The 25,884-nt window shown below is 60.6% G+C and carries 25 protein-coding genes; 19 read left to right on the forward strand and 6 right to left on the reverse strand.

All coding sequences use genetic code 11. The features are described 5' to 3' along the window. Positions 1-6: 6 nt before the first annotated feature. From FHT86_RS20420 to solA, 4 genes are read left to right on the forward strand one after another with little or no spacing between them, the layout of a single operon-like run. Entirely contained in the window at positions 7-711 is a 705-nt protein-coding gene (locus FHT86_RS20420) for an ABC transporter permease (RefSeq protein WP_133709311.1), read from the forward strand. Positions 712-743: 32 nt separating this feature from the next. Further along, positions 744-1,520, forward strand: a complete 777-nt coding sequence (locus tag FHT86_RS20425) for an ABC transporter ATP-binding protein (RefSeq protein ID WP_133709312.1) — start codon at positions 744-746, stop codon at positions 1,518-1,520. Next, positions 1,517-3,013 (forward strand): histidine ammonia-lyase, encoded by a 1,497-nt coding sequence (gene hutH / locus FHT86_RS20430; protein WP_133709313.1) that lies wholly within the window; start codon positions 1,517-1,519, stop codon positions 3,011-3,013. Before FHT86_RS20425 ends, hutH begins: the two co-directional genes overlap by 4 nt. A gap of 9 nt (positions 3,014-3,022) precedes the next feature. After that, positions 3,023-4,192, forward strand: coding sequence for an N-methyl-L-tryptophan oxidase (gene solA / locus FHT86_RS20435; RefSeq protein ID WP_133709314.1), 1,170 nt, complete (start codon positions 3,023-3,025; stop codon positions 4,190-4,192). A gap of 26 nt (positions 4,193-4,218) precedes the next feature. Here the strand turns inward: solA and FHT86_RS20440 are convergent, their stop codons facing one another. The 3 genes from FHT86_RS20440 to FHT86_RS20450 form a co-directional block, all read right to left on the reverse strand. After that, positions 4,219-4,992 (reverse strand): slipin family protein, encoded by a 774-nt coding sequence (locus tag FHT86_RS20440; RefSeq protein ID WP_133709315.1) that lies wholly within the window; start codon positions 4,990-4,992, stop codon positions 4,219-4,221. 34 nt (positions 4,993-5,026) lie between these two features. Beyond that, complete coding sequence (locus FHT86_RS20445; RefSeq protein WP_133709316.1) at positions 5,027-6,385, reverse strand: NfeD family protein; 1,359 nt, start codon at positions 6,383-6,385, stop codon at positions 5,027-5,029. Between the two features lie 254 nt (positions 6,386-6,639). Beyond that, positions 6,640-7,590, reverse strand: a complete 951-nt coding sequence (locus tag FHT86_RS20450; RefSeq protein ID WP_133709317.1) for a LysR family transcriptional regulator — start codon at positions 7,588-7,590, stop codon at positions 6,640-6,642. 93 nt (positions 7,591-7,683) lie between these two features. Here FHT86_RS20450 and FHT86_RS20455 point away from each other — a divergent pair, with 93 nt between their 5' ends. Genes FHT86_RS20455 through FHT86_RS20495 form a run of 9 tightly spaced genes read left to right on the forward strand, consistent with a single transcriptional unit; the run spans position 7,684 to position 16,993 of the window. Then, complete coding sequence (locus tag FHT86_RS20455; RefSeq protein WP_133709318.1) at positions 7,684-8,559, forward strand: dioxygenase; 876 nt, start codon at positions 7,684-7,686, stop codon at positions 8,557-8,559. Beyond that, on the forward strand, positions 8,556-9,614 hold the full coding sequence (locus tag FHT86_RS20460) for a maleylacetate reductase (RefSeq protein WP_133709319.1): 1,059 nt from the start codon (positions 8,556-8,558) through the stop codon (positions 9,612-9,614). Before FHT86_RS20455 ends, FHT86_RS20460 begins: the two co-directional genes overlap by 4 nt. Positions 9,615-9,640: 26 nt before the next feature. After that, positions 9,641-10,921: an ABC transporter substrate-binding protein gene (locus FHT86_RS20465; protein ID WP_133709320.1), complete on the forward strand. Its 1,281-nt coding sequence runs from the start codon at positions 9,641-9,643 to the stop codon at positions 10,919-10,921. Positions 10,922-10,974: 53 nt separating this feature from the next. Continuing rightward, positions 10,975-11,694 (forward strand): ABC transporter ATP-binding protein, encoded by a 720-nt coding sequence (locus FHT86_RS20470; RefSeq protein ID WP_133709321.1) that lies wholly within the window; start codon positions 10,975-10,977, stop codon positions 11,692-11,694. Continuing rightward, complete coding sequence (locus tag FHT86_RS20475; RefSeq protein ID WP_133709322.1) at positions 11,694-12,410, forward strand: ABC transporter ATP-binding protein; 717 nt, start codon at positions 11,694-11,696, stop codon at positions 12,408-12,410. The genes FHT86_RS20470 and FHT86_RS20475 overlap by 1 nt, the downstream gene beginning before the upstream one ends. Then, on the forward strand, positions 12,397-13,260 hold the full coding sequence (locus FHT86_RS20480) for a branched-chain amino acid ABC transporter permease (protein ID WP_133709323.1): 864 nt from the start codon (positions 12,397-12,399) through the stop codon (positions 13,258-13,260). Before FHT86_RS20475 ends, FHT86_RS20480 begins: the two co-directional genes overlap by 14 nt. A 10-nt stretch (positions 13,261-13,270) precedes the next feature. Beyond that, positions 13,271-14,356, forward strand: coding sequence for a branched-chain amino acid ABC transporter permease (locus tag FHT86_RS20485; RefSeq protein ID WP_133709324.1), 1,086 nt, complete (start codon positions 13,271-13,273; stop codon positions 14,354-14,356). Beyond that, on the forward strand, positions 14,349-16,103 hold the full coding sequence (locus FHT86_RS20490; protein WP_133709325.1) for an FAD-dependent monooxygenase: 1,755 nt from the start codon (positions 14,349-14,351) through the stop codon (positions 16,101-16,103). The genes FHT86_RS20485 and FHT86_RS20490 overlap by 8 nt, the downstream gene beginning before the upstream one ends. Before the next feature lie 11 nt (positions 16,104-16,114). After that, entirely contained in the window at positions 16,115-16,993 is an 879-nt protein-coding gene (locus tag FHT86_RS20495) for an intradiol ring-cleavage dioxygenase (protein WP_133709326.1), read from the forward strand. 15 nt (positions 16,994-17,008) lie between these two features. Here FHT86_RS20495 and FHT86_RS20500 read toward each other — a convergent pair whose 3' ends face one another. Next, on the reverse strand, positions 17,009-18,325 hold the full coding sequence (locus FHT86_RS20500; RefSeq protein ID WP_133709327.1) for an MFS transporter: 1,317 nt from the start codon (positions 18,323-18,325) through the stop codon (positions 17,009-17,011). Positions 18,326-18,655: 330 nt separating this feature from the next. Here FHT86_RS20500 and FHT86_RS20505 point away from each other — a divergent pair, with 330 nt between their 5' ends. From FHT86_RS20505 to FHT86_RS20520, 4 genes are all read left to right on the forward strand, one after another. Continuing rightward, positions 18,656-18,961: a putative quinol monooxygenase gene (locus FHT86_RS20505; protein WP_133709328.1), complete on the forward strand. Its 306-nt coding sequence runs from the start codon at positions 18,656-18,658 to the stop codon at positions 18,959-18,961. Positions 18,962-19,011: 50 nt separating this feature from the next. Continuing rightward, a complete protein-coding gene (locus FHT86_RS20510; RefSeq protein WP_133709329.1) occupies positions 19,012-19,326 on the forward strand; it encodes an EthD family reductase in 315 nt (104 codons plus the stop codon). A gap of 98 nt (positions 19,327-19,424) precedes the next feature. Further along, the gene (locus FHT86_RS20515) at positions 19,425-20,312 is read left to right on the forward strand and encodes an alpha/beta fold hydrolase (RefSeq protein ID WP_133709330.1); all 888 of its coding nucleotides are present in this window, start codon (positions 19,425-19,427) and stop codon (positions 20,310-20,312) included. A gap of 10 nt (positions 20,313-20,322) precedes the next feature. Next, positions 20,323-21,180 carry a sigma-70 family RNA polymerase sigma factor gene (locus FHT86_RS20520; protein ID WP_133709331.1) on the forward strand — a complete coding sequence of 286 codons (858 nt, stop codon included), beginning with the start codon at positions 20,323-20,325 and terminating at the stop codon, positions 21,178-21,180. 156 nt (positions 21,181-21,336) lie between these two features. Here FHT86_RS20520 and FHT86_RS20525 read toward each other — a convergent pair whose 3' ends face one another. Both FHT86_RS20525 and FHT86_RS20530 read right to left on the reverse strand, forming a co-directional pair. Further along, positions 21,337-22,365: a GH25 family lysozyme gene (locus FHT86_RS20525; RefSeq protein WP_133709845.1), complete on the reverse strand. Its 1,029-nt coding sequence runs from the start codon at positions 22,363-22,365 to the stop codon at positions 21,337-21,339. 497 nt (positions 22,366-22,862) lie between these two features. Further along, entirely contained in the window at positions 22,863-23,660 is a 798-nt protein-coding gene (locus tag FHT86_RS20530) for a thioredoxin family protein (RefSeq protein ID WP_133709332.1), read from the reverse strand. Positions 23,661-23,781: 121 nt separating this feature from the next. Here FHT86_RS20530 and FHT86_RS20535 point away from each other — a divergent pair, with 121 nt between their 5' ends. Together FHT86_RS20535 and FHT86_RS20540 are read left to right on the forward strand one after the other, a co-directional pair. Beyond that, a complete protein-coding gene (locus FHT86_RS20535; RefSeq protein ID WP_133709333.1) occupies positions 23,782-25,002 on the forward strand; it encodes a helix-turn-helix domain-containing protein in 1,221 nt (406 codons plus the stop codon). Between the two features lie 9 nt (positions 25,003-25,011). Continuing rightward, on the forward strand, positions 25,012-25,665 hold the full coding sequence (locus tag FHT86_RS20540) for a PQQ-binding-like beta-propeller repeat protein (RefSeq protein WP_133709334.1): 654 nt from the start codon (positions 25,012-25,014) through the stop codon (positions 25,663-25,665). The last annotated feature ends 219 nt before the right edge of the window (positions 25,666-25,884 follow it).

The raw sequence follows: 25,884 nt of genomic DNA on the forward strand, positions 1-25,884 counted from the left end.
TCGATCATGGATTTCGCTTTTCTCGGACAGACCATGCTCACGCTGCTCGAAGCTCTGCCGACGACGCTGGCGCTGTTTTTCCTGTCGATTGCTATCGGCGGCCTTCTTGCAATCCTGATCGTCTGGATGCGGGTAGGCGGCAATCCGATCCTCACCGCCATCGCCAAGGGCTACATCTTCGTCTTCCGCGGCTCGCCGCTGCTGATCCAGATGTTCCTCATCTTCTACGGGCTCGCCCAATTCGGCTTCATCCGCTATGGGCCTCTTTGGCCGCTGCTGCGCGAGCCCTTCGTCTGCGCCGTGCTGTCACTGGCGCTTTGCACCGCCGGTTATACTGCGGAGATCTTCCGTGGCGGTATTCGCGCTGTCTCCCCGCGCGAAATCGAGGCGGCGCGTTCGATTGGCATGTCCGGTTTCCTGCTTGTGCGGCGCGTGCTCGCGCCGATCGCCTTCCGCCACGCACTGCCTGCCTATTCGACCGAAATCGTGCTGATGATGAAGTCGACGGCGCTCGCAAGTCTCGTCACCGTTTGGGAGGTGACCGGCGTCGCTCAGCGACTGATCTCGCATAGCTACCGCACGATGGAAGTCTTCCTCTGCGCCGCAGCCATCTATCTCATCTTGAATTTCATCATCCTGCAGGCGCTTGGCCTGCTGGAATATCATCTGTCCCGCCATCGTCGTGCCGTTCCGGCGGCGCTGAAGGCGTGAGGCAACAGGCCTAGATCTGGATAGGAGCGATCATGCCCGGCGTCACCCGACTTTCGGTCCGCAATATCCGCAAGAGCTTCGGCACGCACGAGGTTCTGCGCGGCATTTCCCTGGAGGCACAGGACGGCGACGTCATTTCGTTGCTTGGCGCCTCTGGTTCGGGCAAATCCACCTTTCTGCGGTGTATCAATCTGTTGGAGATCGCCAGTGACGGCGAGATCTGGGTCGATGGCGAGCAGATCCGCATGGTGCATAAGGGCGGCAAAACCAAGCCGGCGAGCCAGAAACAGGTGGATCATATCCGCTCCGAACTCGGCATGGTGTTCCAGTCCTTCAATCTCTGGTCTCACATGACGATCCTGCAGAACGTCATCGAGGGGCCGGTGCATGTGCTGAAACGGCCGCGGGCTGAATGCATCGCCGAAGCCGAGGCATTGCTCGAAAAGGTCGGCATCGCCGACAAGCGTCATGCCTATCCGGCACTCCTGTCCGGTGGCCAGCAGCAGCGCGCGGCGATCGCCCGCTCGCTTGCCATGAAGCCGAAAGTGATGCTTTTCGACGAGCCGACCTCAGCACTCGATCCCGAGCTCGTCGGCGAGGTGCTGCGCGTCATGCGTTCGCTGGCCGAAGAGGGCATGACCATGTTGGTCGTCACCCATGAAATGAGCTTTGCCCGCAACGTCTCCAACCGCGTCGTTTTCATGCGCGAGGGCCTGATCGAGAGCAGCGGCGCTCCGCAGGACATGTTCGGCAGCGGCGCCTCGCCGGCCTTCCGCCAGTTCATCGGCCATTTCGGAACTCCGACATGACTGTCACACTTCGAACGGTGCTGAACTGGCGCGATGTCGCCAGCGTGGCGGACGGCGCGCCTCTGTCGCTTGCGCCGGCAGTTCGGGAACGTATCGCCTATGCGAGCCGGATCGTGGAACGTATCGTCGAGACCGGCGTGCGTGCCTACGGCGTCAATACCGGCGTCGGCGCCCTGTCGGATACAGTGGTCGATCGTGATTCCCAGAGCCGCTTGTCGCGCAATATCATCCTCAGCCACGCTTGCGGGGTCGGAGAGCTGTTGGCGCCACGTGAGGTGCGCGCCATTATCGCGGCTGAGATCGCCAATTTTGCCCATGGCCATTCCGGCGTGCGGCTGGAGATCGTCAGTCATCTCGCGGCCTTTCTCGAAAAGGACTGCATCCCCGACGTGCCTTCGAAAGGTTCGGCAGGCTATCTGACGCACAATGCGCATACGGCGCTGGTGCTGATCGGGGAGGGCAGTGCCAGGGTTGCCGGACGGGCGATGAGCGGACGTGAGGCACTCGCCGCGATCGGTCTCGAACCGCTGGTGCTTGGCGCCAAGGAAGGGCTGAGCCTCGTCAACGGCACGGCCTGCGCGACCGGTCTTTCCAGCCTGGCGCTGGCTCGCGGCGAGCGCTTGCTCGCCTGGGCCGATGCCGTCGCGGCGCTGACGCTGGAGGCGGCCGGTTGCCAGATAGCGGCATTCGATGAAGCCGTGCTGGCGCTTCGTCCCTCCAAGGGCATTGCCGCGGTTGGCGCATCGCTGCGCGCCCGGCTGCAGGGAAGCGGCCTCGTTGCTGCGGCATTGGGCCGGCGCACGCAGGATGCTCTCAGCCTGCGTGCCATTCCGCATGCCCATGGTGCGGCCCGCGACGTCTTCGACAATTCCGCTGACATAGTCGACCAGGAGCTTGCCTCCGTCACCGATAATCCGGCCGTTTCCGGCACGCCGGAGAACCCGGTGGTCTCGTCGGAAGCCCATGCGGTTGCTCCGGCGCTCGGCCAAGCGGCCGACAGCCTTGCGATCGCGCTCGCCCAGATCGCGGCGATGAGCGAGCGGCGCACGGACCGGCTGGTCAATCCGCTTGTGAGCGGCCTGCCGCCTTTCCTCGCGAGCGATGCGGGCAGCAATTCCGGTTTCATGATCGCGCAGTATACCGCTGCAGCGCTTGCCAACGAGAACCGCCGGCTGGCGGCACCCGCCAGCACCGATGGCGGACTGACCTCCGGCTTGCAGGAGGATTTCCTGGCGCATCCGACGGCGGCAGCAAACAAGCTTCTCGCGGTGATCGACAATGCCGAATATATCCTGGCGATCGAATTGATGGCGGCGACGCAGGCGCATGATTTTCTCAGCACAGCCGGAGCCCGTGCCGAGGGCACCGATGCCATCTACAAGATGGCGCGCGAGCGCATCCCGCACTATGCCGACGACCGGCCCTTGAGCGGCGACATGGAAACCTTGCGCACATTGATGCGTGAGACGTTGCCCCCTGATTTTGTGGCCTAGGAGTACCTTATGACCGCTCAATTCGACGTTGCCGTCATCGGCCTCGGCGCCATGGGGAGCGCGGCAATTTCCTTTCTCTCGGCGCGCGGCGTCAAGGCGATCGGCATCGACGCCCATTTTCCCGGTCATGCCTTGAGTTCATCGCATGGCGATAGCCGGCTGATCCGCCTCGGCTATTTCGAAGACCCTTCCTACGTACCGTTGTTGCAGCGTGCCTATGAGAACTGGCGGGCGCTGAAGGCGCGGCTGCGCGCCGATGTCCTGACGATCACCGGTGTCCTGCAGATCGGCAAACCGGACAGCAAGATCGTCAGCGGCACACGGGCCTCGTGCGAACTGCATCATTTGCCTTACGAGGAACTGGATCGGAAGGCGATGGCGACGCGTTTTCCGGCCTTCGCTTTGGATGAAGACGAGATTGCCCTGCTTGATCCGCAGGGTGGCTATCTCCGCCCGGAAACGGCCGTCATGGGCTATCTGAAGCTCGCAGCGAAGGATGGCGCGGTCCTGCATTTCGGCGAGAAGGTGACGGCAATCGAGCCCGATGATGCCGGTGTGACGATTTCGTCTGATGTCGGTTGCTATCGCGCCAGGAAGGTGATTGTCGCGACCGGTTCCTGGATCGCGGAGCTGGTACCGCAGTTGCGCGAGCATGCCAATCCGATCCGCCAGGTCGTCGCCTGGTATCAACCGCGCGACGGCTTTGCGACGCAACCGCAGCGCATGCCCGCCTTCCTCCGCGACGAGGGCGAGGACGGCTCCTATTTCGGTTTTCCGGCGATTGGCCTGGACGGCGTCAAGGTCGGCCGCCACGCGCATTTCATGGAACCGATCGATCCTAATCAGGCGAACCCGCCCGTCAATGACAGGGACACGGCGCTTTTGGACAGCTTCATTGCCAAGCGCCTTCCAGCCGCCGCAGGCATTCGCGTCAATGCCGTTACCTGCCGCTACACGATGTTGCCGAGCGAAGATTTTCTGATCGATCTGATGCCGGGTGAGCCGCGGGTCGTTGTTGCCTCGCCGTGTTCCGGCCATGGCTTCAAGTTTACGAGCGTCGTCGGAGAAATTCTTGCCGATCTCGCTGTGGAAGGTGGCACGCAGCTGCCGATTTCGGCTTTCTCCTTCAAGGCGATGGAGAATTTCGTTGCGTCGCGAAAGACGCAGGAGCGCGGCTAGCAATTGCAGGCCAGATCGCGGCGCGGTTATTGCGACGGTTTATCCGTCTTGGGCGGCAGGAGATTGGCGAATTCCATCGGGAAGGGAAAAAGGATCGTCGACGTCTTTTCGCCGGCGATGACGTTCAGCGTGCTCAGGTAGCGAAGCTGCATTGCCTCCGGTTGTCTCGCCAGGATTTCGGCTGCCTCTAGCAGCTTCGCCGCCGCTTGCTGCTCGCCTTCGGCATTGATGATCTTGGCACGCCGCTCGCGTTCTGCCTCAGCCTGACGGGCAATCGCGCGGATCATGGATTCGTTGATGTCGACATGCTTGATCTCGACATTTGCGACCTTGATGCCCCAGGCATCGGTCTGGGCATCGAGGATTTCCTGAATGTCGCTGTTGAGCTTGTCGCGCTCCGCCAGCATCTCGTCGAGGTCGTGTTTGCCGAGTACCGAGCGCAGCGTCGTCTGAGCGAGCTGGCTCGTCGCCATCATGAAATCCTCGACCTGGATCGTCGACCTTTCGGGATCAATGACCCTGAAATAGATCACCGCGCTAACGCGGACCGAGACGTTGTCATGCGAAATGACATCCTGACCTGGCACATCGAGCACCCGCGTGCGCAGGTCGACCCGCATCATCTGCTGCACGTAGGGGATGAGCAGAAACAAGCCGGGTCCCTTGACGCCGGTGAAACGGCCAAGCGTAAAAACCACACCTCGCTCGTATTCCCGCAGGATCTTGATCGCGGACGCGAAGACGAGCAGCAAAATAAGAACGACCACAAGATAGAAGGCGAGGTCTGCAAACATGCCCATGACTTTTCCTCCTGCTTTCCAAAGCCCCCAGTCTCTAAGTGCCGCGGGTCACCTCGAGCGTCAGACCGTCGCGGGCGGTTACTCTGACGGCGTCGCCGGCAGCGAGCGGTTCCGAGGAAACTGCCTTCCAGCGTTCGCCGCGCGCAATGACATAGCCGGCGGCACCTGTCCAACTTTCGACCTTACCTGAAATGCCGATCATCTGTTCGGCGCCGGTCCTGACCTTGCGCCAGCGCGAGAGGATCGCGAGGCGGGCGACGACGAGGCTGAATGCGAGGCAGGCGATAGCAATACCGCCGAGCACGGGCCAGGAGACTTCAAAGCCGGGAATGTCCGTATCGAAAAGAATGGCAGCGCCGAGCACCAGTGCGATCCCACCACCCACGCCGAGGGCGCCAAAGGATGGCGAATGCGCTTCGGCTACGGTCAGCCCCACGCCGAGGACGATCAGTCCGACGCCGGCAAAACTTACCGGCAGCAATGCCAGGGCGTAGAGACCAAGCAGCAGGCAGATGCCGCCGATCGTACCGGGGACAAATGTCCCTGGGGTGAGAAATTCGAAGATTATGCCGTAGATGCCCACCATCATGAGGATGAGTGCTATGTTCGGATCGGTGATCACGGAAAGTAGACGTGTCCGCCAATCCGGCTCGAATTCCTGAATGGCAAGGCCGGCGGTATCGAGACGGACGTCTGTTTGTCCGACCCGAACGGTGCGGCCCTGCGCCTGCGCTAAGAGATCCTCGACGGTGGTTGCCGTGTAATCGATGACGTGCTCGCGCGCAGCTGCGGTCGATGAAAGGCTTGCGGCTTCACGCACGGCCTTTTCTCCCCAATCGGCGTTGCGATTGCGCAGCTCGGCAAGCCCGCGAATGTAGGCGACGGCATCGTTGACGGCTTTCGCTTCGCTGGCGTTGCGAGGGGACTGCCCCTGTGTGCTATCTGGCTTGTTCGGCGCCCCCTTGTCGGGTTCGGTACCGCCGCCGAACGGGCCGCCGCCGCCGATAGCGATCGGAGTGGCCGCGCCAAGATTGGTGCCCGGCGCCATCGCGGCGATATGGCTTGCGTAAAGAATATACGTGCCGGCACTGGCAGCTCGTGCTCCGCTTGGTGCCACAAACCCTGCCACAGGCACGGGCGAGGCAAGGATCGCACGGATGATGTCTCGCATCGACGTATCGAGGCCGCCGGGTGTGTCGATCTGCAGTACGACAAGGCTCGCGCCCTGTTCGCCGGCACGTTGAAGACCGCGCTTCACATAGTCTGATGTCGCCGGGCCGATGGCGCCGTTCACTTTCAGGACTATGGCCACACGCTCCGCGCCAAATGTCGACGAGGCGGTCAGGACGAAAGGCGCTACGAGCGCCAGCATCAATGCGAGGATTGGCGGCATTCGTCGCCAAAGCTTCAAACACTGCGCTATCGTTCGCCGAGCGTTCATCTTTATGAATATATAGCGGCGGCGCCAAACGGTAAGGTGGAAACCGTGTGTCTAGATTTCAATTGTACTTAAAGGAACTCAATAAGCTGGCGATGTTTCGCGGAGCGGACTCGAAATCTAACGGGGAAACGCAAGGTCTCGCGTTAGTGCCCTCAGACGGCAGCTAGTGTTTCAACACCACCCCATGGCCGCAAAACCTTTGGATTTCACGCGCCCCAGACGATCGATTGTTCATGCCGCTTGATCAGGTGCTTCAGCTTGTAGAAGCTATCGCGGATATGGCGTGCGAACTGATCGGCCGCTGGCGATCGGGCTGCGTCGACGCGCTTCAATATGGCGAGTGCCCGTTCCGGATGTGGAATATTGATTGGTAGAGCCGTGATCGATTTGTCGTTTCTGAGCGAGAATACGACGCTGTGCGGCATGATCGTCAGCGCATCGGCCGCCTTCATATAGTTGACCACGTTCATCAGCGAGCCGCCCGAATAGCGGATCTTGATCTCCGTGGCGCCGAAGGACAGCAGCATGCTGCGCAGGTCGGCGAGCAGCGGGCTGCCGGGCGGCGGCGCGATCCAGGGATAGTCCAGGAGGTGTGAGGGCAGCGGCCGGCGCTTCATCAGCAGCGGGTGGGTAACACGGCAGGCAACGACGTTGCGGCCGGGCAGGAGCTCCTGGAACTCAAGGCCCGATCCTTCGTCGAGAATATCGATCGGGCAGATGGCGAGATCGATCTGGTCGGCCTTCAATGCGGCGCGCAGATCGGTGAAATAGCCGTAGGTCAGGTCGATGCGGACACCCGGATGCTGGTTCTGGAATTCGGCGACCATGCCGGCGATCAGCCCGTCCATGAAAAACGGTGTGCCGCCGATGCGGATGACGCCGGTATTGCCAATCCTGAAACTTTCCACCGTATCGGCCGCCTTGCGCGAGGCCGACAGCATGATCTGGCCGTGTTCGGCAAGCGCCCGGCCGAGCGGCGTCGGCTGCAACGGGCGCCGTCCCTTGATGAAAAGCGGTTCCCCCAGCCGCTTCTCCAGCATGGATAATGTGCGCGAGACGGCCGGCTGCGCCAGGCCGAGCAGGGCCGCCCCTTCGGTGACGCCGCCGGTTTTGACGACTGCGGCGAGCTGAACAAGATGTCGCTCATCTATTTTCATAACGATATGTTATATTAAACCGGAATAAAATCATCAATAGTGGTCTGCAGCTCTGCTAATTTCTCCTCAAGCAGCAATGCTTTGGAGGGGAGTATGTCGCCAAGTCCGATAGCGCTGGATTTCAACGAGGCAAACTCGTCGGAAATTTTTGCGCAGCGACTTCCGCAATCGAAGGACAAGGCGCTGTCGCCGATCCTTGCGGTCGTCGTCGAGCACCTGCACGAGATCATCAAGGAATTGCGTCCAACGCCATCCGATTGGCGCAAAGTCATCGACTTCCTGACCGAGGTCGGGCACGCCTGCGACGAACGGCGCCAGGAATGGGTGCTGCTTTCGGATGTTTTCGGCGCGTCCGCTCTTATCGAGGAGATCAACTCCCGTCGGCCAAAAGGTGCTACGCCGAACACGGTACGAGGCCCCTTCTTCCGGGCGGATGTGCCGGAATTGCCGCTCGGCAGCACGATCTCGCTTGATGGCATCGGGGAAAGGCTCGACGTATCGGGTCGGGTGCAGGATCTCGACGGTCATCCGATCGCCAGCGCCGAAATCGTCACCTGGCAGGCGAACGCTCAGGGCTTCTACGAAAACCAGCAGCCGGATTTGCAGCCGGAATTCAACCTGCGCGGCATCTTTCGGGCGGATGAGAATGGCCACTTTTACTACCGTACGATCAAACCCGCAGGCTATGGGGTGCCGGACGACGGACCGGTCGGAAGGCTCTTGCGGCAGGCGGGATATCCGCTGCGTCGACCGGCCCATCTGCATTTCATGATCAAGGCGCCGGGCTTCGAGACGATCACCACCCATCTCTATGACAGCAGCGATCAACATCTCGGCGAGGATGCGATCTTTGGCGTGAAACCGGAATTGGTCCGTGAGTTCGAGCGTGTAAGCACTGACAGCGCTCCGTCCTGGCGGCTCGAATTCACCTTTGTCATGGCGCGCGCAAAGCGAGGAGTGGAAGGATGAGCCGCGATTTCGTCTACAGCGGCAGTCCCGCCCATATCGTCTTCGGCCAAGGCAAAAGTGCGCTTGCCGGAGAATGGGTAGAGAAGCTCGGATGCAGGCGGGCGCTCGTCCTGTCCACGCCACAGCAGAAGGCGGATGCCGAGGCATTGGCGGCGCGCCTCGGGCCGCTTGCAGCGGGCGTCTTTAGTGGCGCAGTCATGCATACGCCGGTCGATGTCACCGAAAAGGCCACGGAGGTCGTCCGGCACACCAGTGCCGATTGTGTGGTTTCACTTGGTGGCGGCTCCACGACCGGCCTCGGCAAGGCAATCGCTTTTCGCACTGACCTGCCGCAGATCGTCATCCCGACCACCTATGCCGGCTCCGAAGTGACCCCTATTCTCGGCCAGACCGAAGGCGGGCGGAAGACGACGGTGCGCGATGCCAGCATCCTGCCGGAAGTCGTCATCTACGATCCGGCGCTGACGCTCGGTCTCCCCGTCGGCATGAGTGTCACCAGCGGGCTGAACGCCATGGCGCATGCCATTGAGGCGCTGTATGCGCAGGACCGCAACCCGATCTCGACGCTGATGGCCGTCGAGGGCCTCTGGGCCTTCAAGACCAGCCTGCCGGCTATCGTCGCGTCACCTGGAGATGTCGACAGACGCGCCGATGCGCTTTACGGCGCCTGGCTTTGCGGCACGGTGCTCGGCACGGTCGGGATGGCGTTGCATCACAAGATCTGCCACACGCTCGGCGGCACGTTCGACACGCCGCACGCCGAAACGCATGCGATCATGCTGCCGCATACGGCGGCGTACAACGCGGCGGCGGTGCCCGACCTGCTGGCCTCGGCGACGGCTATTTTCGGCGGCTCCGTCGGCGGCGGACTTTGGGATTTTGCCAAGGCCATCGGCGCGCCGATGGCGCTGAAGGATCTGGGGCTCAGCGAGGCCGACCTCGACCGCGCTGCCGAGATCGCCACGGAAAACCCCTATTGGAACCCGCGGCCGATCGACCGGCAATCCATTCGCTACCTGTTGCAGGATGCCTGGGAGGGCAGGCGACCGGCATGACATCACACTCTTTGGGAGGAGAGGACATGTTTACGAGACGCGATTTTCTGAAGACGACGGCGGCAACTGGCGCGGTCGTGGCAACATCCGGCCTGGCAATGCCGGCGCTCGCGCAAAAGGCCTCGATCAAGCTCGGCTACGTCAGCCCGCAGACCGGGCCGCTTGCGGCCTTTGGCGAAGCCGACAAGTTCGTGATCGACAGCTTCCTGGCGACGACCAAGGGCATGGGACTGAACTATGAGGTTGTCGTCAAGGACAGCCAGTCGAACCCGAACCGTGCGGCCGAAGTCGCCAAGGAACTGATCGTCAACGACGAAGTTCATCTGGTGCTCGTCGCTTCGACGCCGGAGACGACCAATCCGGTGGCGACCACTTGCGAAGCCGAGGAGACGCCATGCATTTCGACGGTGGCGCCGTGGCAGCCCTGGTTCATCGGCCAGCAGGGCAATCCCGGCGATCCCGCAAGCTGGAAGCCCTTCAACTACGCCTATCATTTCTTCTGGGGGCTCGAAGATATCATCGCGGTCTATACCGGCATGTGGGCGCAGATCGAGACCAACAAGCAGGTCGGCGGCCTCTTTCCCAATGACGGCGACGGCAATGCCTGGGGCGACGGCAAAGTCGGTTTCCCGCCCGTGTTGAAGGAGAAGGGTTATGTGCTGACCGACCCCGGTCGCTACCAGAACCTGACGGACGATTTCTCCGCGCAGATCAATGCCTTCAAATCCGGCAAATGCGAGATCATCACCGGCGTCGTCGTCCCGCCGGATTTCACCACCTTCTGGAACCAGGCGAAGCAGCAGGGTTTCACGCCAAAGGTCGCCTCCATCGGCAAGGCGCTGTTGTTTCCGCAGGCGGTCGAAGCTCTCGGCAAATCCGGGCACAATCTGTCCTCCGAAGTCTGGTGGACGCCGAGCCATCCGTTCAAATCGTCCTTGACGGGGCAAAGTTCGGCGGATGTCGGCGCTGCCTTTACCAAGGCGACAAACCGGCCGTGGACACAGCCGATCGGTTTTGCGCATGCGCTGTTCGAACTTGCCGTCGATGTCATGAAACGGGCGAAGGACCCGACCGATGCCGACAGCGTGGTGGAGGCCATCGCCGCCACGAAACTCGATACGCTGGTGGGGCCGATCGCCTGGGACGGCAAGGGGCTGCCGCCGTTTGCGGCGAAGAACATTGCCAAGACGCCGCTCGTCGGCGGCCAGTGGCGGCTGAAGGACAGCGGCGGCTACGATCTCATTATCGTCGAGAATGCACTGGCGCCGAACATCCCTCTCGGCGGCAAGATGGAAGCAATCGCCTGACCGACTGAAGGGCCGGTCGTTTGTGCCGGCCCATTCCTATGGAGCGGACAATAATGCCTATCCTGGAACTCGATGGAATTTCGAAGAAATTCGGCGCCTTGACGGTGGCCGAGCAGATCAGCTTTGCCGTCGAAAAGGGCGAGGCGCTCGGGATCATCGGGCCAAACGGCGCGGGCAAATCGACATTGTTCAATCTGATCACGGGCAATATTGCCGCCGATAGCGGCGCGATCCGTTTTTGCGGCCAGGACGTCACCCGCACATCGCCGATGGCGCGCTGCCTCACCGGCATGGGCCGTACGTTCCAAATCCCGCAACCCTTCGAGAAGCTGACCGTCTTCGAAAACCTGCTGGTCGCTGGCGCCTTCGGCTCGCGGCAACGCGAATCCGACGTTTCCGATCGCTGCGCGCAGATCCTGGTCGATACCGGCCTGATCGAGAAGGCCAACACGACGGCTGGGAGCCTATCTCTATTGCAACGCAAGCGGCTAGAGCTTGCCCGCGCCCTCGCCACCGAACCGAAGCTGCTCCTGCTCGACGAAATCGCCGGTGGATTGACGGAGGGCGAATGTCGGTCGCTGGTGGCGACCATTCAGGCGATCCAAGCCCGCGGCGTCGCCGTCATCTGGATCGAACACGTGCTGCATGCGCTGAATTCCGTCGTCGAGCGGCTGCTCGTCCTGCATTTCGGCAGGGTGATCGGCATCGGCAAGCCAGACGCGATCATGGCCTCGCGTGAGGTCAGGGAAATCTACCTGGGGATCGAGATCTGATGGCGCTCTTCGAAACACGCGGCCTAACTGCCTTCTATGGGGACTTTCAGGCGCTGTTCGGCGTCGATATCACCGTCGATGCCGGCGAGACGATCGCCATCATCGGCGCGAATGGCGCCGGCAAAACGACGCTGATGCGCTCGATCGCCGGCGTGCTGATAAACGAGCCTGATGCCATCGTCTTCGATAACGAGCCGATCGGGAGGCTGTCGTCGCCCGATATTCTGGCGCGCGGCATTGCGATGGTGCCGGAGGGGCGGCGGCTGTTTCCGTCGCTGACCGTGGAGGAGAATCTGAAGATCGGCAACTACGGACGCGTGGTCGATGGCGTCTTTGACCTCGACAGCATCTATGCCCTCTTTCCGGTCTTGGCCGAGCGGCGCAGGAGCCCGGCGACGGCGCTGTCCGGTGGCCAGCAGCAGATGGTGGCAATAGGCCGGGCGCTGATGTCCAATCCCAGACTGTTGCTCTGCGACGAGATCAGTCTCGGACTTGCGCCGGTCGTGGTGCGCGACATCTACGCCGCTTTTCCGCGTATTCGTGCGAGTGGTGCGGCGATTGTCATAGTCGAACAGGATATCGCCCAGGCGCTGAAGGTCTCCTCCCGCGTCTATTGCATGATGGAGGGTAGGGTGACGCTTTCCGGCCGTTCGGATGCGCTGACGCGTGACGCCATACACAGAGCCTATTTCGGAGCGGACCATGAGCTGGCTTGACGCTCTCGTTCAGGGGATATTGCTTGGCGGCCTCTACGCGCTGTTTGCCGCGGGTCTCAGCCTTGTCTTCGGCATCATGCGGCTGGTCAATCTCGCGCATGGCGATCTCATCGTGCTTGCCGCCTTCCTGATCCTGGTGCTGGTTACCTCGTTAGGGCTCAATCCCTTTGTTGCCGCGCTCATCGCCGCGCCAATCATGTTCGCGGTCGGCTGGGCGCTGCAATATTTCCTGCTCAACCGCACCCTCGGCAAGGATATCCTGCCGCCGCTGCTTGTTACCTTCGGCCTGTCGATCGTCATTCAGAACGGCTTGCTTGAAGGCTTTTCCGCCGACAGCCGCCGTGTTTCGGCAGGCAGCCTGGAGACGGCGTCGCTGGCGTTCGGGCCGGTCAATATTGGCCTGATGCCGCTTTTCACCTTCCTTTCTGCTGTCGCTGCCATCGTCTGCCTCAATCAGCTCATCTATCGCACGGCGGTCGGCCGCGCCTTCCGCGCCACATCGGACGATCCAGTAACGGCGGGGCTGATGGGGATCAGGCCGCAGCGCATCTTTGCGATGGCCACAGGGCTTGCCATGGTCGTTGTGACGATCGCCGCGCTTTATCTCGGAACCCGCGCCAATTTCGACCCAACCTCCGGGCCGGCGCGGCTGATTTATGCCTTCGAGGCCGTGATCATCGGCGGGCTCGGTTCGCTCTGGGGCACGCTCGCCGGCGGCATCATCGTGGGTGTGGCGCAGACGCTGGGTGCTGCGATCGATCCCGAATGGCAGATCCTCGCCGGGCATCTCGCCTTCCTTCTTGTCCTGCTCTTTAAACCGCGTGGCCTGTTTCCGCGCGCCGTCGATTGAGGTGACGCCGATGAGTATCGCCATCCCCTCCTGGCAGATTGAGACGCGCACCAAGGCGTCCGTCTTCTTCGCGCTCGCGGCATTGCTTGCCGTCATTCTGGCTGGAGCTGCCCCGTTCCTGGTCTCGCGCAGCGTCATTCAGGACCTGTTTTTTATCCTGACCATGCTGGTGTTGGCGCAGACCTGGAACCTGCTCGCCGGATACGCCGGGCTGATCTCGGTCGGCCAGCAACTGTTCGTCGGTGTCGGCGCCTATGCGATGTTCGCCTTCGTCATCCTTCTCGGTTTAGACCCGATAGCCGCCATTTTGATTGCCGGTATTTTTTCGGCCGTGGTCGCTATTCCGACCGCCTTCTTCACCTTCCGTCTCTACGGCCCTTATTTCGCGATCGGCACCTGGGTCATCGCCGAGGTCGGGCGGCTGCTGTTTGCGCAGTGGAAGATGCTCGGCGGCGGTACGGGAACGTCGCTGCCGCGTGATGCGACGCGCGATATGTGGGGCATTTCGCTGCTGCATGATTGGCTCGGCCTGAAGGCGGCCGCCGCCGGTGATGCTCTGACCTATTGGCTGGCGCTGATCCTGGCGCTTGGCACGATTGCTTTCATCTACGGCCTATTGCGCAGCCGCCAAGGGCTCGGCCTTGCTGCCGTACGCGACAATGAGCAGGCGGCGCGCGCCGTCGGCGTCGATGCCCTGAGGATGAAGGCAATCGTCTATATCACCGCTGCCTTTCTCACCGGCTTGGTCGGCGCGCTCATCTATGTGCAGAAGGCGCGGATTTCGCCGGATGCCGCCTTCTCGGTCGTCGACTGGACGGCCTATGTGATCTTCATCGTCGTCATCGGCGGTATAGGAACGATCGAAGGGCCGATCGTCGGCGTCATCGTCTTTTTTCTGCTGCAGAACCTGCTTGCCGATTACGGCTCCTGGTATCTGCTGATCCTCGGCCTTATCGGCATCGCCATCATGCTTTTCGCGCCACGCGGGCTCTGGGGATTGTTCTCCGACCGCACGGGCATTCATCTTTTCCCGGTCCGCCGCATCCTGAAGGGCGGCCCGCCCATTCAAACGCATCAGGGAGGACAGCATGGCTGACATTACCACCGACGTACTCGTCATCGGCACCGGCCCGGCCGGCTCGGCCACAGCAGCACTTCTTTCGTCCTACGGGGTCGAGAATCTGGTGATCAACCGCTATCGCTGGCTGGCCAGCACGCCGCGCGCTCACATCACCAACCAACGCACCATGGAAGTGCTGCGCGATCTTGGCCGCGACGTGGAGGACGAGGCCTACATGTTCGCGGCGGAGCAGGACCTGATGGGCGAGAATGTCTTCTGCACCTCGCTCACCGGCGAGGAGATCGGCCGCATGAAGAGCTGGGGCAAGCACCCGCTGTCACGCGCCGAACATCAGCTCTCTTCGCCGACCCAGATGAACGACCTGCCGCAGACCTTCATGGAGCCGCTGTTGTTCAAGACCGCCTGCTCGCGCGGCACGCAATCGCGCATGTCGACCGAATATGTGAGCCATGTACAGGACGGCGATGGCGTCACCACGACCTGTCTCGATCGGTTGACGGGCAAGGAGTTTACCGTCCGCTCGAAATATCTCGTCGGCGCCGACGGCGGCAATTCCAAGGTAGCGGAACATGCAGGCCTCACCTTCGAGGGCAAGATGGGCGTCGCCGGCTCGATGAACATCCTATTCAAGGCGGATCTGTCGCGCCTGGTCGCCCATCGCCCCTCGGTGCTCTATTGGGTGCTGCAGCCCGGCGCCGATGTCGGTGGCATCGGCATGGGACTGGTGCGCATGGTCAGGCCATGGAACGAATGGCTGATCGTCTGGGGCTACGACATCAACCAGCCGGCGCCGCAGGTGGATGAAGCGCATGCCAAGAAGGTCGTGCGCGATCTGGTCGGCGATCCCGAGCTGGAAATGACCATCAAGTCGGTCTCCACCTGGACCGTCAACAATATGTACGCGACGACGATGTCAAACGGTCGCGTCTTCTGCATGGGGGATGCCACACACCGTCATCCCCCGTCGAACGGGCTCGGCTCCAATACCTCGATCCAAGATGCCTTCAATCTCGCCTGGAAGCTGGCCTACGTTCTGAAAGGAACAGCCGGACCGAAGCTGCTCGACAGCTATCAGGCGGAGCGCGCACCGGTCGCCAAGCAGATCGTCACGCGCGCCAACAAGTCGATCGAGGAATTTGGCCCAATCTTCAAGGCGCTCGGTCTGCTCGATTCGATCGATCCGGTGAAGATGCAGCAGAACATGGATGCCCGCTGTGACAACACGGCTGCCGCTGAGGAGCAGCGTGCCGCGATTCGCAAGGCGATTGCCGACAAGGTCTACGAATTCGATTGCCACGGCGTCGAGATGAACCAGCGCTACCGCTCCGGGGCAACCATCACCGATGGGCAGGCAGAGCCGGCCTTTACCAAGGACCCGGAGCTGTACTGCCAGCAGACGAGCTGGCCGGGTGCGCGGCTGCCGCACGCCTGGGTGTTTTCCAACACTGGCGAGAAGATTTCGACGCTCGATCTGACGGGCCATGGCAAGTTCACTGTGCTCACTGGCATCGGCGGTAATGGCTGGATCGACGCCGCAAAGATCGTGGGCAGGGAGCTCGGTATAGAAGTATCGGCTCATACCATCGGCCCACGCCAACATTGGCAGGATTTCACCGGCGATTGGGCGGGCGCCCGCGAGGTGCGTGATAGCGGCGTTCTTCTCGTCCGCCCCGACCATCACGTCGCCTGGCGTAGCGATGGGATCGCTGACGATCCGGTCGCGGAGCTGCGCCGCGTCTTCAAATCGATTTTGGACAAGTGAGGGTGAAGGAGATGGATGCGCACGAAAAGGGTTTCTTCACCGAGGAGAATTCGGTCGAGGTCGTCACCGGCCGCAACCGGAACGCCGAGAGCGAACGGCTGAAACAGGTCATGGAAGTCATCATCCGCAAGATGCATGACGCGGTGAAGGAGATCGAACCGACACAGGACGAATGGCTGCAGGCCATCCTGTTCCTCACCCGCACTGGCCAGATCTGCAACGAGTGGCGGCAGGAGTTCATCCTGCTTTCCGACGTGCTCGGCGTTTCGATGCTGGTCGACGCGATCAACAACCGCAAGCCGTCGGGCGCTTCGGAAAGTACAGTGCTTGGGCCATTCCATGTCGACGGTGCGCCGGAGCTGGAGATGGGCGCCAATATCTGCCTCGACCAGAAAGGCGAGGACATGTTCATCGCCGGGCGTATTCTCGATACGGACGGTAGGCCGATCGAAAACGCGGTTATCGATGTCTGGCAGGCCAATGACGAAGGTTTCTACGATGTCCAGCAGCAGGGCGTGCAACCGGATTTCAATCTGCGCGGCGTCTTTCGCACCGGCGCCGACGGCCGTTACTGGTTCCGGGCGGTGAAGCCGAAATATTATCCGATTCCCGACGATGGTCCGGTCGGCCAGCTCCTCGGCCAGCTCGGCCGCCATCCCTACCGTCCGGCGCATCTGCACTACATCATCAAGGCCAAGGGCTTCGAACCCCTGGTGACCCACATCTTCGACCCGGACGATCCTTACATCAATTCCGATGCGGTCTTCGGCGTGAAGGAAAGCCTGCTTGCTCATTTCAAGCGGACAAACGATCCTTCACGCGCAAAAGAATACGGCTTCCAAGGCGCTTTCTGGGATGTCGAGCACGATTTCGTGCTGGCAGCCAAATAGCGGATAGTTGGCCGATCAGATTTTCGAGGATGCTGCGGCTCCGACCTGTCCTTGTCTGGTGATCCGCTCTTTGCGCGATATCTGCTGTTCGACGACGAAGACGAGCAGGCCGCCAATAGCCAGACATCCGGAAAGAAAGAACATCGGTGCAATCGTGCTTCCCGTTACGTCTTTGATCCAAGGCACGACATTCTGGGCAACGAAACCGCCGAGATTTCCAACGGAATTGATGGCAGCGAGACCGGCTGCGGCGCCGGCGCCTCTTAGAAATCGCGAGGGCAGGCTCCAGAAGACCGGCTGACCGGAAAAGATACCGGCGGCAGCGATGGACAGAAACGTGAACTGCAGCGTGTGGTTGGGGATCAGTGCGGAAAGCAGCAGCGATATCGCACCGACAAAAGCCGGGATGACGATATAGGGCGTCTTCGACTTCGCCTTTTTCGCCATGGCGGGAACGACGTAGAGGGCGATCGCGACCAGGATCCAGGGAATGATGTTCAAGAAACCGTTCTCGGTATTGCCGACGCCGAAGCTTTTTACGATCGTCGGCAGCCAGTAGCTGAGGCCATAGGCCGAGAGCGGAAAAGCGACATAGCAGAGTGCCATCAGCAGCACGCGCGGGTCGACGAGCGCCTTGAAACCACTATCTGAATTCTTGTCCATGCCGGCGTTTTCGGATGCGAGCTTATCCTGCAGCCAGCGCTTCTCTTCGTCCGTGAGGAAGTGTGCCTGGGCCGGACGGTCCGAAAGATAGAACAGCGTCACCACGCCCAATATGATGGCCGGAATGCCCGTTGCGATGAACACCCATTGCCAGCCGTCGAGATTGTAGAGCCCGTGGAGATCGAGCAGCATGCCGCCGAGCGGCGCGCCGACAGCATTGGCAAATGCGCTGAAGATCATGAACAGTCCGACCATCGTTCCACGATAGGCCGACGGGAACCAAAGCGTCAGCAGGTAGAGAACACCGGGGAAGAAGCCTGCCTCGCAAGCGCCGAGAAGGAAGCGCAGGATGTAGAACATCGTCGCATTCTGTGTATAGGCGAGGAGTGTCGTCACGATGCCCCAGGACACCAGAATTCTGGCAAACCATTTGCTGGCGCCAAATCTCTCAAGCATCAGATTGCTCGGCACTTCGAAGATGAAATAGCCGATGAAAAAGAGAGACGCGCCCAGGCCATAGGCATATTCGCTCATCCCAAGTGCATCGACCATCTGCAGCTTGGCAAAGCTGACATTCTGGCGATCGATATAGGCGACCAGATATAGAAGACCCAAGAAGGGCATCAGGCGCCAGGTGATTTTCGAGATGAGTTGTTTTTCGTCGACCATGGTCGCTTCTCCTAAAATTGCATTTGATTTTCTGAACACCCGAGGATGAGCAAGCTGATTATTTCGCTCTCTAGATGTAGCGGCAGGTGAGTGTGGCAATATATGTTCAGCAAGTTCGTCGCTGTTCGCAACATCTTCCGCCGTGGCAGGAGACGGGCCATCTTGGTGCAGGCCTGAGTCGTCGATCAACATCAGCCGGTCGGGATCGACATCCAGCTACCGGTTGAACCACGACTGGCAGCGATGATTTTTTAAAAATTTTTTCATGTCGCGATCCGTTTCCGCCCTCTGCGTCGTCCTTGGTGTGTTCGAAACACAAGGAGATATGGCATGTCCAACGAGTCCGTTATTTTGATCAATCTGCTGAAGGTCAACCCCGGCAAGCAGGATGCGCTGATCGCGCTCTTGAAGCAGAACACCGAGACCGTAATCCGCATGCTCCACGGCTGGAAGACGACCCGGCTGATTGCGGCAAAGGACGGCGCCAGCGTCGTCATCTATTCCGAGTGGGAGACCCCGGAAGCCGTCGAGGCGATGCGCGGTGATCCACGCATGAAAGCGTATTTCCCACAGATCATTGAGCTGGCGAGCTTGGACTCGATGGTGGGCTCGGCAGTGTTCAGCGAAACCCGGTGAGCGTGAATACAAGTAAGTTTGCATCACACAAGCAACAAAGGAGAAATGCAATGGCTCGGATGGTCGTTATTTACCCAACACCGAAGAACGTCGAGGCATTTGACCGACACTACTTCGAAATCCACGTGCCTCTCGCCAAGAAGATTCCGGGGCTTAGGAAATACGAGGTCAACGATGGCCCCATCGCAACGCCGGTTGGAGCCTCCCCTGTCCACCGGATCGGAACGTTGTATTTCGACGACCTTGCGGCGATCGAGAAGGCGTTTGCAAGTCCGGAGGGACGGGCGGCTGGGGCGGATCGTCGACTTTTTGCGCCTGATGACTCGGGCGTTCAAATGTTTCTTTTCGACAACAGGGAAGTTTGAACCCATTCCCCTTGTTCGTCTCGGTGGGCGAGGGGGAAATGGCGGCCGCAGCTTATTGAGGTCGTAAAAATCGTAAATCAGACAAAGAGAGTTCAGCGATGTCATTAACCAAAGCAGTTTTTGTCCTGGTCCACGGCGGTTGGCACAGTCATTCGGCGTGGGACAAAGTTACGCCAATACTTAAGGCCAACGGCTTCGCGGCTTTGACACTCGACCTTCCTGGCGCGGGAGTAAATGCGATAGCGCCAACGTCAGTCGGTCTTCGCCCGTTCGACCCCGCCGCGTTCGCCGCAGAGCGGTCGTCCATGGCCGGTGTTACGCAGGAGGAGCGGACACAAGCGGCGGTCGCCTTGGTAAAGGAAGCTCACTCACTCAGCGGCGGCAAGGTCATCCTGGTCGGGCATTCGGCCGGCGGGATGACGATTTCGGCGGTCGCCGAGCGGGTTCCGAACCTGCTTCTCGCAGCCGTATATCTTTCGGGGTTCATGGTGCCGAATGGCATGTCGCTACTTGCGATGCTCCAGCACGAAACCATGTCTTCGGCTCTGGCGCCTGGGTTGTTCGTGGGCGATCCCGTCGCCATCGGCGCAACAAGGATCAATGTCGGATCAACCGATGAAGCCTACAAATCGCTACTCAAAGCTGCGTTTTATGCCGACGTGTCGCAGTCCGAATTTGTGCACGCGGCCTCGCAGCTACATTACGACGAACCGAATGCCGGCGCCCTGGCCCCATCGGAAATTACCCCCGGAAGATTCGGCAGGGTGCCACGCCATTATATCCGCTGCACTGAGGATCGCGCGATTCCGTTGAAGGGCCAGGATCATATGATTGCCACGGTTGACAGTGCCATCGGCGGCAAGACAATTGTCCACACATTGGAAAGCAGCCACTCGCCATTCCTGTCACAACCGACCACCTTGTCGAAGATTTTCATCGACATTTGTGACCAATGTTTAGCGGAACAGAACGCAGAAGCGCAGTAGGTCTCTATACATGAACAGCGACGAATTCGAAGATCGGCTGAAAGCCCTGCGGCCACGCCTTCACCGCTATTGCGCGCGTATGACCGGATCGGCCGTCAATGGCGAGGATGTATTGCAGGATACCCTCGTTAAGGCCCTTCACGCGCGAGCCCAAGGCGCCGGGGTGGATAATCTTGAGGGTTGGCTGTTTCGCATCGCCCACAATGCGAGCCTCGATTTCCTGCGCGACAGGTCTCGGAAGACGGTCGTTCCGCTCACAGAAGACGTGGAGGCGGCGCCCATACCCGAGGCGGACATCGTCGCGATCAGCTTTCAGACGTTTCTGCGGCTGCCTGAGCTTCAGCGCTGCGCGGTGATCCTCAAGGATGTTCTGGGTCATTCAGTCGACGAGATCGCAGTCATCGCGGAGTGCTCTTCGGCAGCCGCCAAGTCGGCGCTTCAGCGGGCGCGGGCTGCGCTGCGGCAGCTCGCGCAAGAGCCCGAAGATACCCGGTTGCCGCTGATGTCTGACGCGGATCGGCGGAAGATTACCGCTTATGTCGATCTGTTTCGGAACGGCGATTTCGACACAATCCGCGCCATGCTTGCCGATGACGTGAAGCTCGATCTGGTGAACCGGCTCCAATGGGAAGGGCGCGACAAGATTGGCCTTTATTTCACGCGCTATGGGGAAGAGACAAAATGGCGCTTCGCCCTCGGCGCGGTTGAAGGACAGCCGGCCATGCTGGTCTTCGACAGCACCGGCCCGATGGAAAGACCTGCGCATTTTGTCCTGGTCGACTGGTCGGAAAGCCGGATTGTCGAGATCCGAGATTTCTTGTTCGCTCCCTATGTGCTCGAAGCCCTAGATTGGGTGAGGTTAGGCTGAAAGGTTATTGTCGAGTTCCAGCCCAACCCACGAGGCGCCATCAGCGATTCATCTGCCAGAGCGGAATGCCGGTGTTGGCCTTTGGTGGACCGGCGGCCTTCGTTCTCGATGTTCATTCGACCGACAACGACAGCCAAGTTCGATCCGTGCTTCAGCTCAGTTCGAACGAGACGCCACCCAGTTGTGCCATTCTTCTTCGCTGCCATTGAAAGCGTTGAGGTCGATCCGACCCTCGACGCCATGCGTGAGGCCGGAGCCGGAATATTGCCAGAAGAGCCATTTCCGTCCCGGATAGACTTTGGAAGGGTGTGCGGCCACCGAGCGCAGCCAGAAGGGATAATCGAGGAACTCGCCCCTCAAGTTGTCGCGATAGAAATCCGGAGCGGTATAGATGATTGGACGTTGGCCGTAATATCTTTCCAGCGTGTCCATAAAAACCTGCATTTTTTCCAGGACGTGCTCGCGTGAAGGCCGTCTCCTGCAGCTCGATTCGCCGTTCCATTCGACGTCTATCACCGGCGGAAGAGCGTTTGCCTCCCTCGGAACGTTGCGGATAAACCAGTCGGCCTGTTCTCCGGCCGTGCGGCACCAGTAGAAGAAGTGATAGGCGCCCCGTCTGAGCCCAGCTTCTTTGGCCCTGCGCCAATTCTTCTTGAACATCGGATCGAGGTGATCGCCGCCGTCGGTCGCTTTCAAATAGACGAAATTCGCGCCCTGCGCCTGCAGCTTCTCCCAATCGATTTCGCCCTGCCAGCGCGAGACGTCAACGCCATGCACGGCGAGCTGTCTTGGCGAGGAACTGCCGAAATTGATGGGTTTGGCGTCCCGGAAGCGGCGACTGTAGATCTGCATCCGTGTTTGCGGAGTTGCGCTGACAACAGGGTTCGCTGGCATGAGCAGTGCGACTGGTTTTTCCAAAGGAATCGGTACGTCGCCAGTCTTGGCCGTTGGCAAAAACGCTTGCGGCTCCGGGGTGGGCTCTGTCCAGGCTTGTTGTTGCTGGGCTGCTTGCACAGCCGCGGCGCCCACGTCAGCGGAAGGAACAGGGCCGCTCGATCGGGTGATGGAACTGGTTGTCTCCTGCGACGGAATCCCGACCGGAACGTCTTCCGGACCGGAACTGGCGGCGCAAGCCGACAAGATCAGGGAGGTAAGAAAGATTGCTGACACAGCCGCTAGACGCATAAGAACCCGCACGCAAAACAACAGTCGACGGCAGAATCCATGTCGCCGGAAACTACCGACATGGATTGCTAATGGAGAATTACCAAAAAAGGTTGAATCCAATCTTTACGGCTCGCTGAGTTCGGAACTGGGGCGGATAACGGGTTAAGAGGCTCCTATGATAGTACTCTGGAAGGCGAACGCCGAGTCAGGCCCGGCGGGCACCGTTTCGTCGGCGGGAGATAAGCCTCAACCAAGGAGCGGAATGGAAGACGCTCATGAGCAGGTACATGGGGACCATTCCGCTGAGCGGTGAAGGCTCTTGTGCGGCAGAGCAGATCATATCGGCACTGCCGGTGGCGGCCGTCAGCAGCGCCATGATCCCAAATGTCGGTGCCGCGGCAAGGGATAGCCAGTGGGAGATGCCGATAGTAGCGACGTCACCTGAGCCACCGGCAGATCTGCCTCCAGCGGCCGTACTGTCCTCTGGACGGTTGGATTGGAAAGACATCGAAACATCAACCCCGATCGTACTTATCGTGGTGGCGCCACCAGATACCATTCTCGTTGCGCCCTTTGGGGGCACGGTCGAGCCATTGATACATGCCCCAGAGGCCATCCAGCCCGCGCGAATAGCTGGAATAGGTGTGATAAACGACACCTTCATCGAGCACGAACGCACTGAGGCCCGGCCTGTCGCGCGTAAATGTGGCGACGTCGGTTCCGGTTAGCGCTGCAAATTGTGCGACTGGCCCCTCGTTGTCGCGCGATTGCCCTTCTTGAACGGTCTTGCCTGCGAGAGGCTGTGGCAAAGGCGGCTCGCGACGGAAGTTGTATTCTATGCCACCCTCGCGCTGTTGCTGCTCGGTGAACAAGACGCTGAAGTCGCTGTTAAAATCACTGCCGAACGAGGACGCCCAGGGAAAGGTCCATCCCATCCGCTGTTTGAATGCCTGCAGCGTGGCGAGTGGTGCACGCGATATCGCCGAGAATGCGACATCGTGGTTCTCGAGGTGGACGACGAAGCCGTTGAACCCATCCGCGATCGAAGAGCAGGAGGGGCACCCGGCCGTATAGTCGGGGCCGAACATGAAGTGGTAGACGAGGAGCTGTGACCGCCCCTTGAAGAGATCCGCCAGCGAGGTATTTCCCTCGTCGGTCTCGAACCGATAGTCCTTGTCGATCCGGACCCACGGCAACTCTTGACGCCGCAGTGCCAACTCGTCGCTGCGGCGCGTCAACTCCTTCTCATCCTTGAGCAGATCGAGCCTTGCGGCCAACCACTCTTCCCGTGTCGCGGTCAAATGTGCCGTCATTTTCCTTCTCCTTTGACTGTCTGCCGTCGTATCGCTCAAGATGCGACGTGTTGTTTGGTGGTCGTGATAGATTACGCCCGCCTGTCGAAATGATGGGAGTTACAAGTTTGACGGGATTTCGATGGACTCGATGATCACCGCTGCGGCGCATGCGCTGGCGGTAGGCGACCCTCTCGGCGCCTTGAAGCGGGTAGCTCTGCGTGACGACGCGCCTGCACTCGCGCTCAGGGGTATCGCAATGGCACAGCTCGGCGATCTCGTCCGGGCAAAGGCGCTCCTGAAAAATGCTGCGCGCGCGTTTGGTCCGAAAGAGGCCATGGCCCGGGCGCGGTGTGTCGTCGCGGAAGCCGAGATCGCACTCGTCTCGCGCGATCTCACTTGGCCTGCCAAGGCGCTCGCCACGGCGCGGGTGACCCTCGAAGCGCATGACGATCATGTGAATGCCGCGCATGCGCGCCATCTTGAGGTCCGGCGCCTGCTTCTGATCGGCCATCTCGATGAGGCCGAACGCATGCTTGGCGAACTCGATCCCGCTCTGCTCCCTCCTGCTTCGAGGGCCGCCCACGAGCTGGTGGTTGCCGGAATCGCTGTTCGGCGCCTGCAGACGAAGGCCGCGCGCGCGGCGCTCACTCGGGCCGAGCACGCTGCGCGTGCTGCGGATATTCCCGCGTTGACGGCGGAGGTCGAAAGCGCTTCTCTTGTCCTCAACACAGCCGCGGCGCGTTTGATTTTGCGTGGCGAGGAACGCCCGCTCCTGCTTGAGGAGGTGGAAACGCTCCTGGAGTCGGGGACGCTCGTGGTGGACGCATGCCGGAATGTTGTTCGGAACGCAGGAACGGTCGTTTCTCTCGCGACGCGTCCGGTGCTGTTTACGCTTGCACGCGCACTGGGTGAAGCCTGGCCCGGAGACGTGCCGAGGAGTGCGCTCCTCGCGCGCGCCTTTCGAGCGAAACACGCCGATGAATCGCATCGCGCACGGCTGCGGGTCGAGATGGGCCGGCTTCGGGCGGAACTTCGGACGCTTGCGGACGTGAAGGCGACGAAGCGAGGCTTTGCGCTGGTGCCGCGCCGCGCCCGCGAGGTCGCCGTTTTGGCTCCGCCTGTCGAAGAGCAGCATGCGGCGGTGCTCGCCTTCCTTGCCGACGGCGAGTCTTGGTCGAGTTCTGCTCTGGCGATTGCGCTTGGAGCCAGCCCGCGCACGGTACAGCGGGCGCTCGAACAGCTTGCGGAAGCAGGCAAGGTACAGTCGGTAGGTCTTGGAAGGGCACGCCGCTGGATGACCCCGCCTGTGCTTGGATTCCCGACAATCTTGTTACTCCCCGGTCCGCTGCCAAATGAATAGGATGAAGCGATGAAACGATCTCAAGCCGAAATTCTTCGTGAATATGGACCTTTTCCGGGTGCCGACCGCGTGAATGGCGTCACCTTCGATGGTCAGCACGTGTGGTTTGCCTCCGGAGACAGGCTGAATGCCTTCGATCCGACGAAGGGTGAGATGGTCCGCTCTATCGAGGTCGTGTCCCATGCGGGAACGGCCTTCGACGGTCAGCACCTCTTCCAGATCGCCGAGGATCGCATCCACAAAATTGATCCGAAGACCGGCCGCGTGCTCGCCACGATCCCAGCCCCTGGTAATGGCGGAGACTCCGGGCTTGCATGGGCCGAGGGGACCCTATGGGTCGGGCAGCATCGCGGCCGGAAGATCCATCAAATCGATCCGCAAACAGGGGCGATTCTTCGCACAATCGAGTCCAATCGCGTCGTTACCGGGGTTACCTGGGTCGACGGCGAGCTCTGGCACGGCACCTGGGAAGGTGACGAGAGCGACGTAAGGCGGATCGATCCCGAAACGGGAAAGGTGCTGGAGAGGCTCGACATGCCGCCTGGCGTGGGCGTGTCGGGATTGGAGTCCGATGGCGGCGATCAGTTTTTCTGCGGCGGTGGAGGCAGCGGGAAGGTGAGAGCCGTTCGGCGGCCAAAGCGCCCCTCCAAGTCCAAAGCTTAAATCCACAGGTGGTCGGATTTCAATCGCGTTTGCGCACCGCATCTTCGATCATGAGGTCGAGGCTGATTGCGCAGATGCCGATCAGATGTTCCGTGTTCAATGCATCGAGATAAACGGCTGATTGAAGAGATAAGCCATCTCGACAACTTCGCGCATCAACTCGTCTTTTCGTCGAACGCGGTATTCACAGATTTTTTTAGGAATGCACGCCGATCGTCA

Source organism: Rhizobium sp. BK313, assembly GCF_014193655.1.
In the GTDB taxonomy this organism is placed as follows: Bacteria; Pseudomonadota; Alphaproteobacteria; order Rhizobiales; family Rhizobiaceae; genus Rhizobium.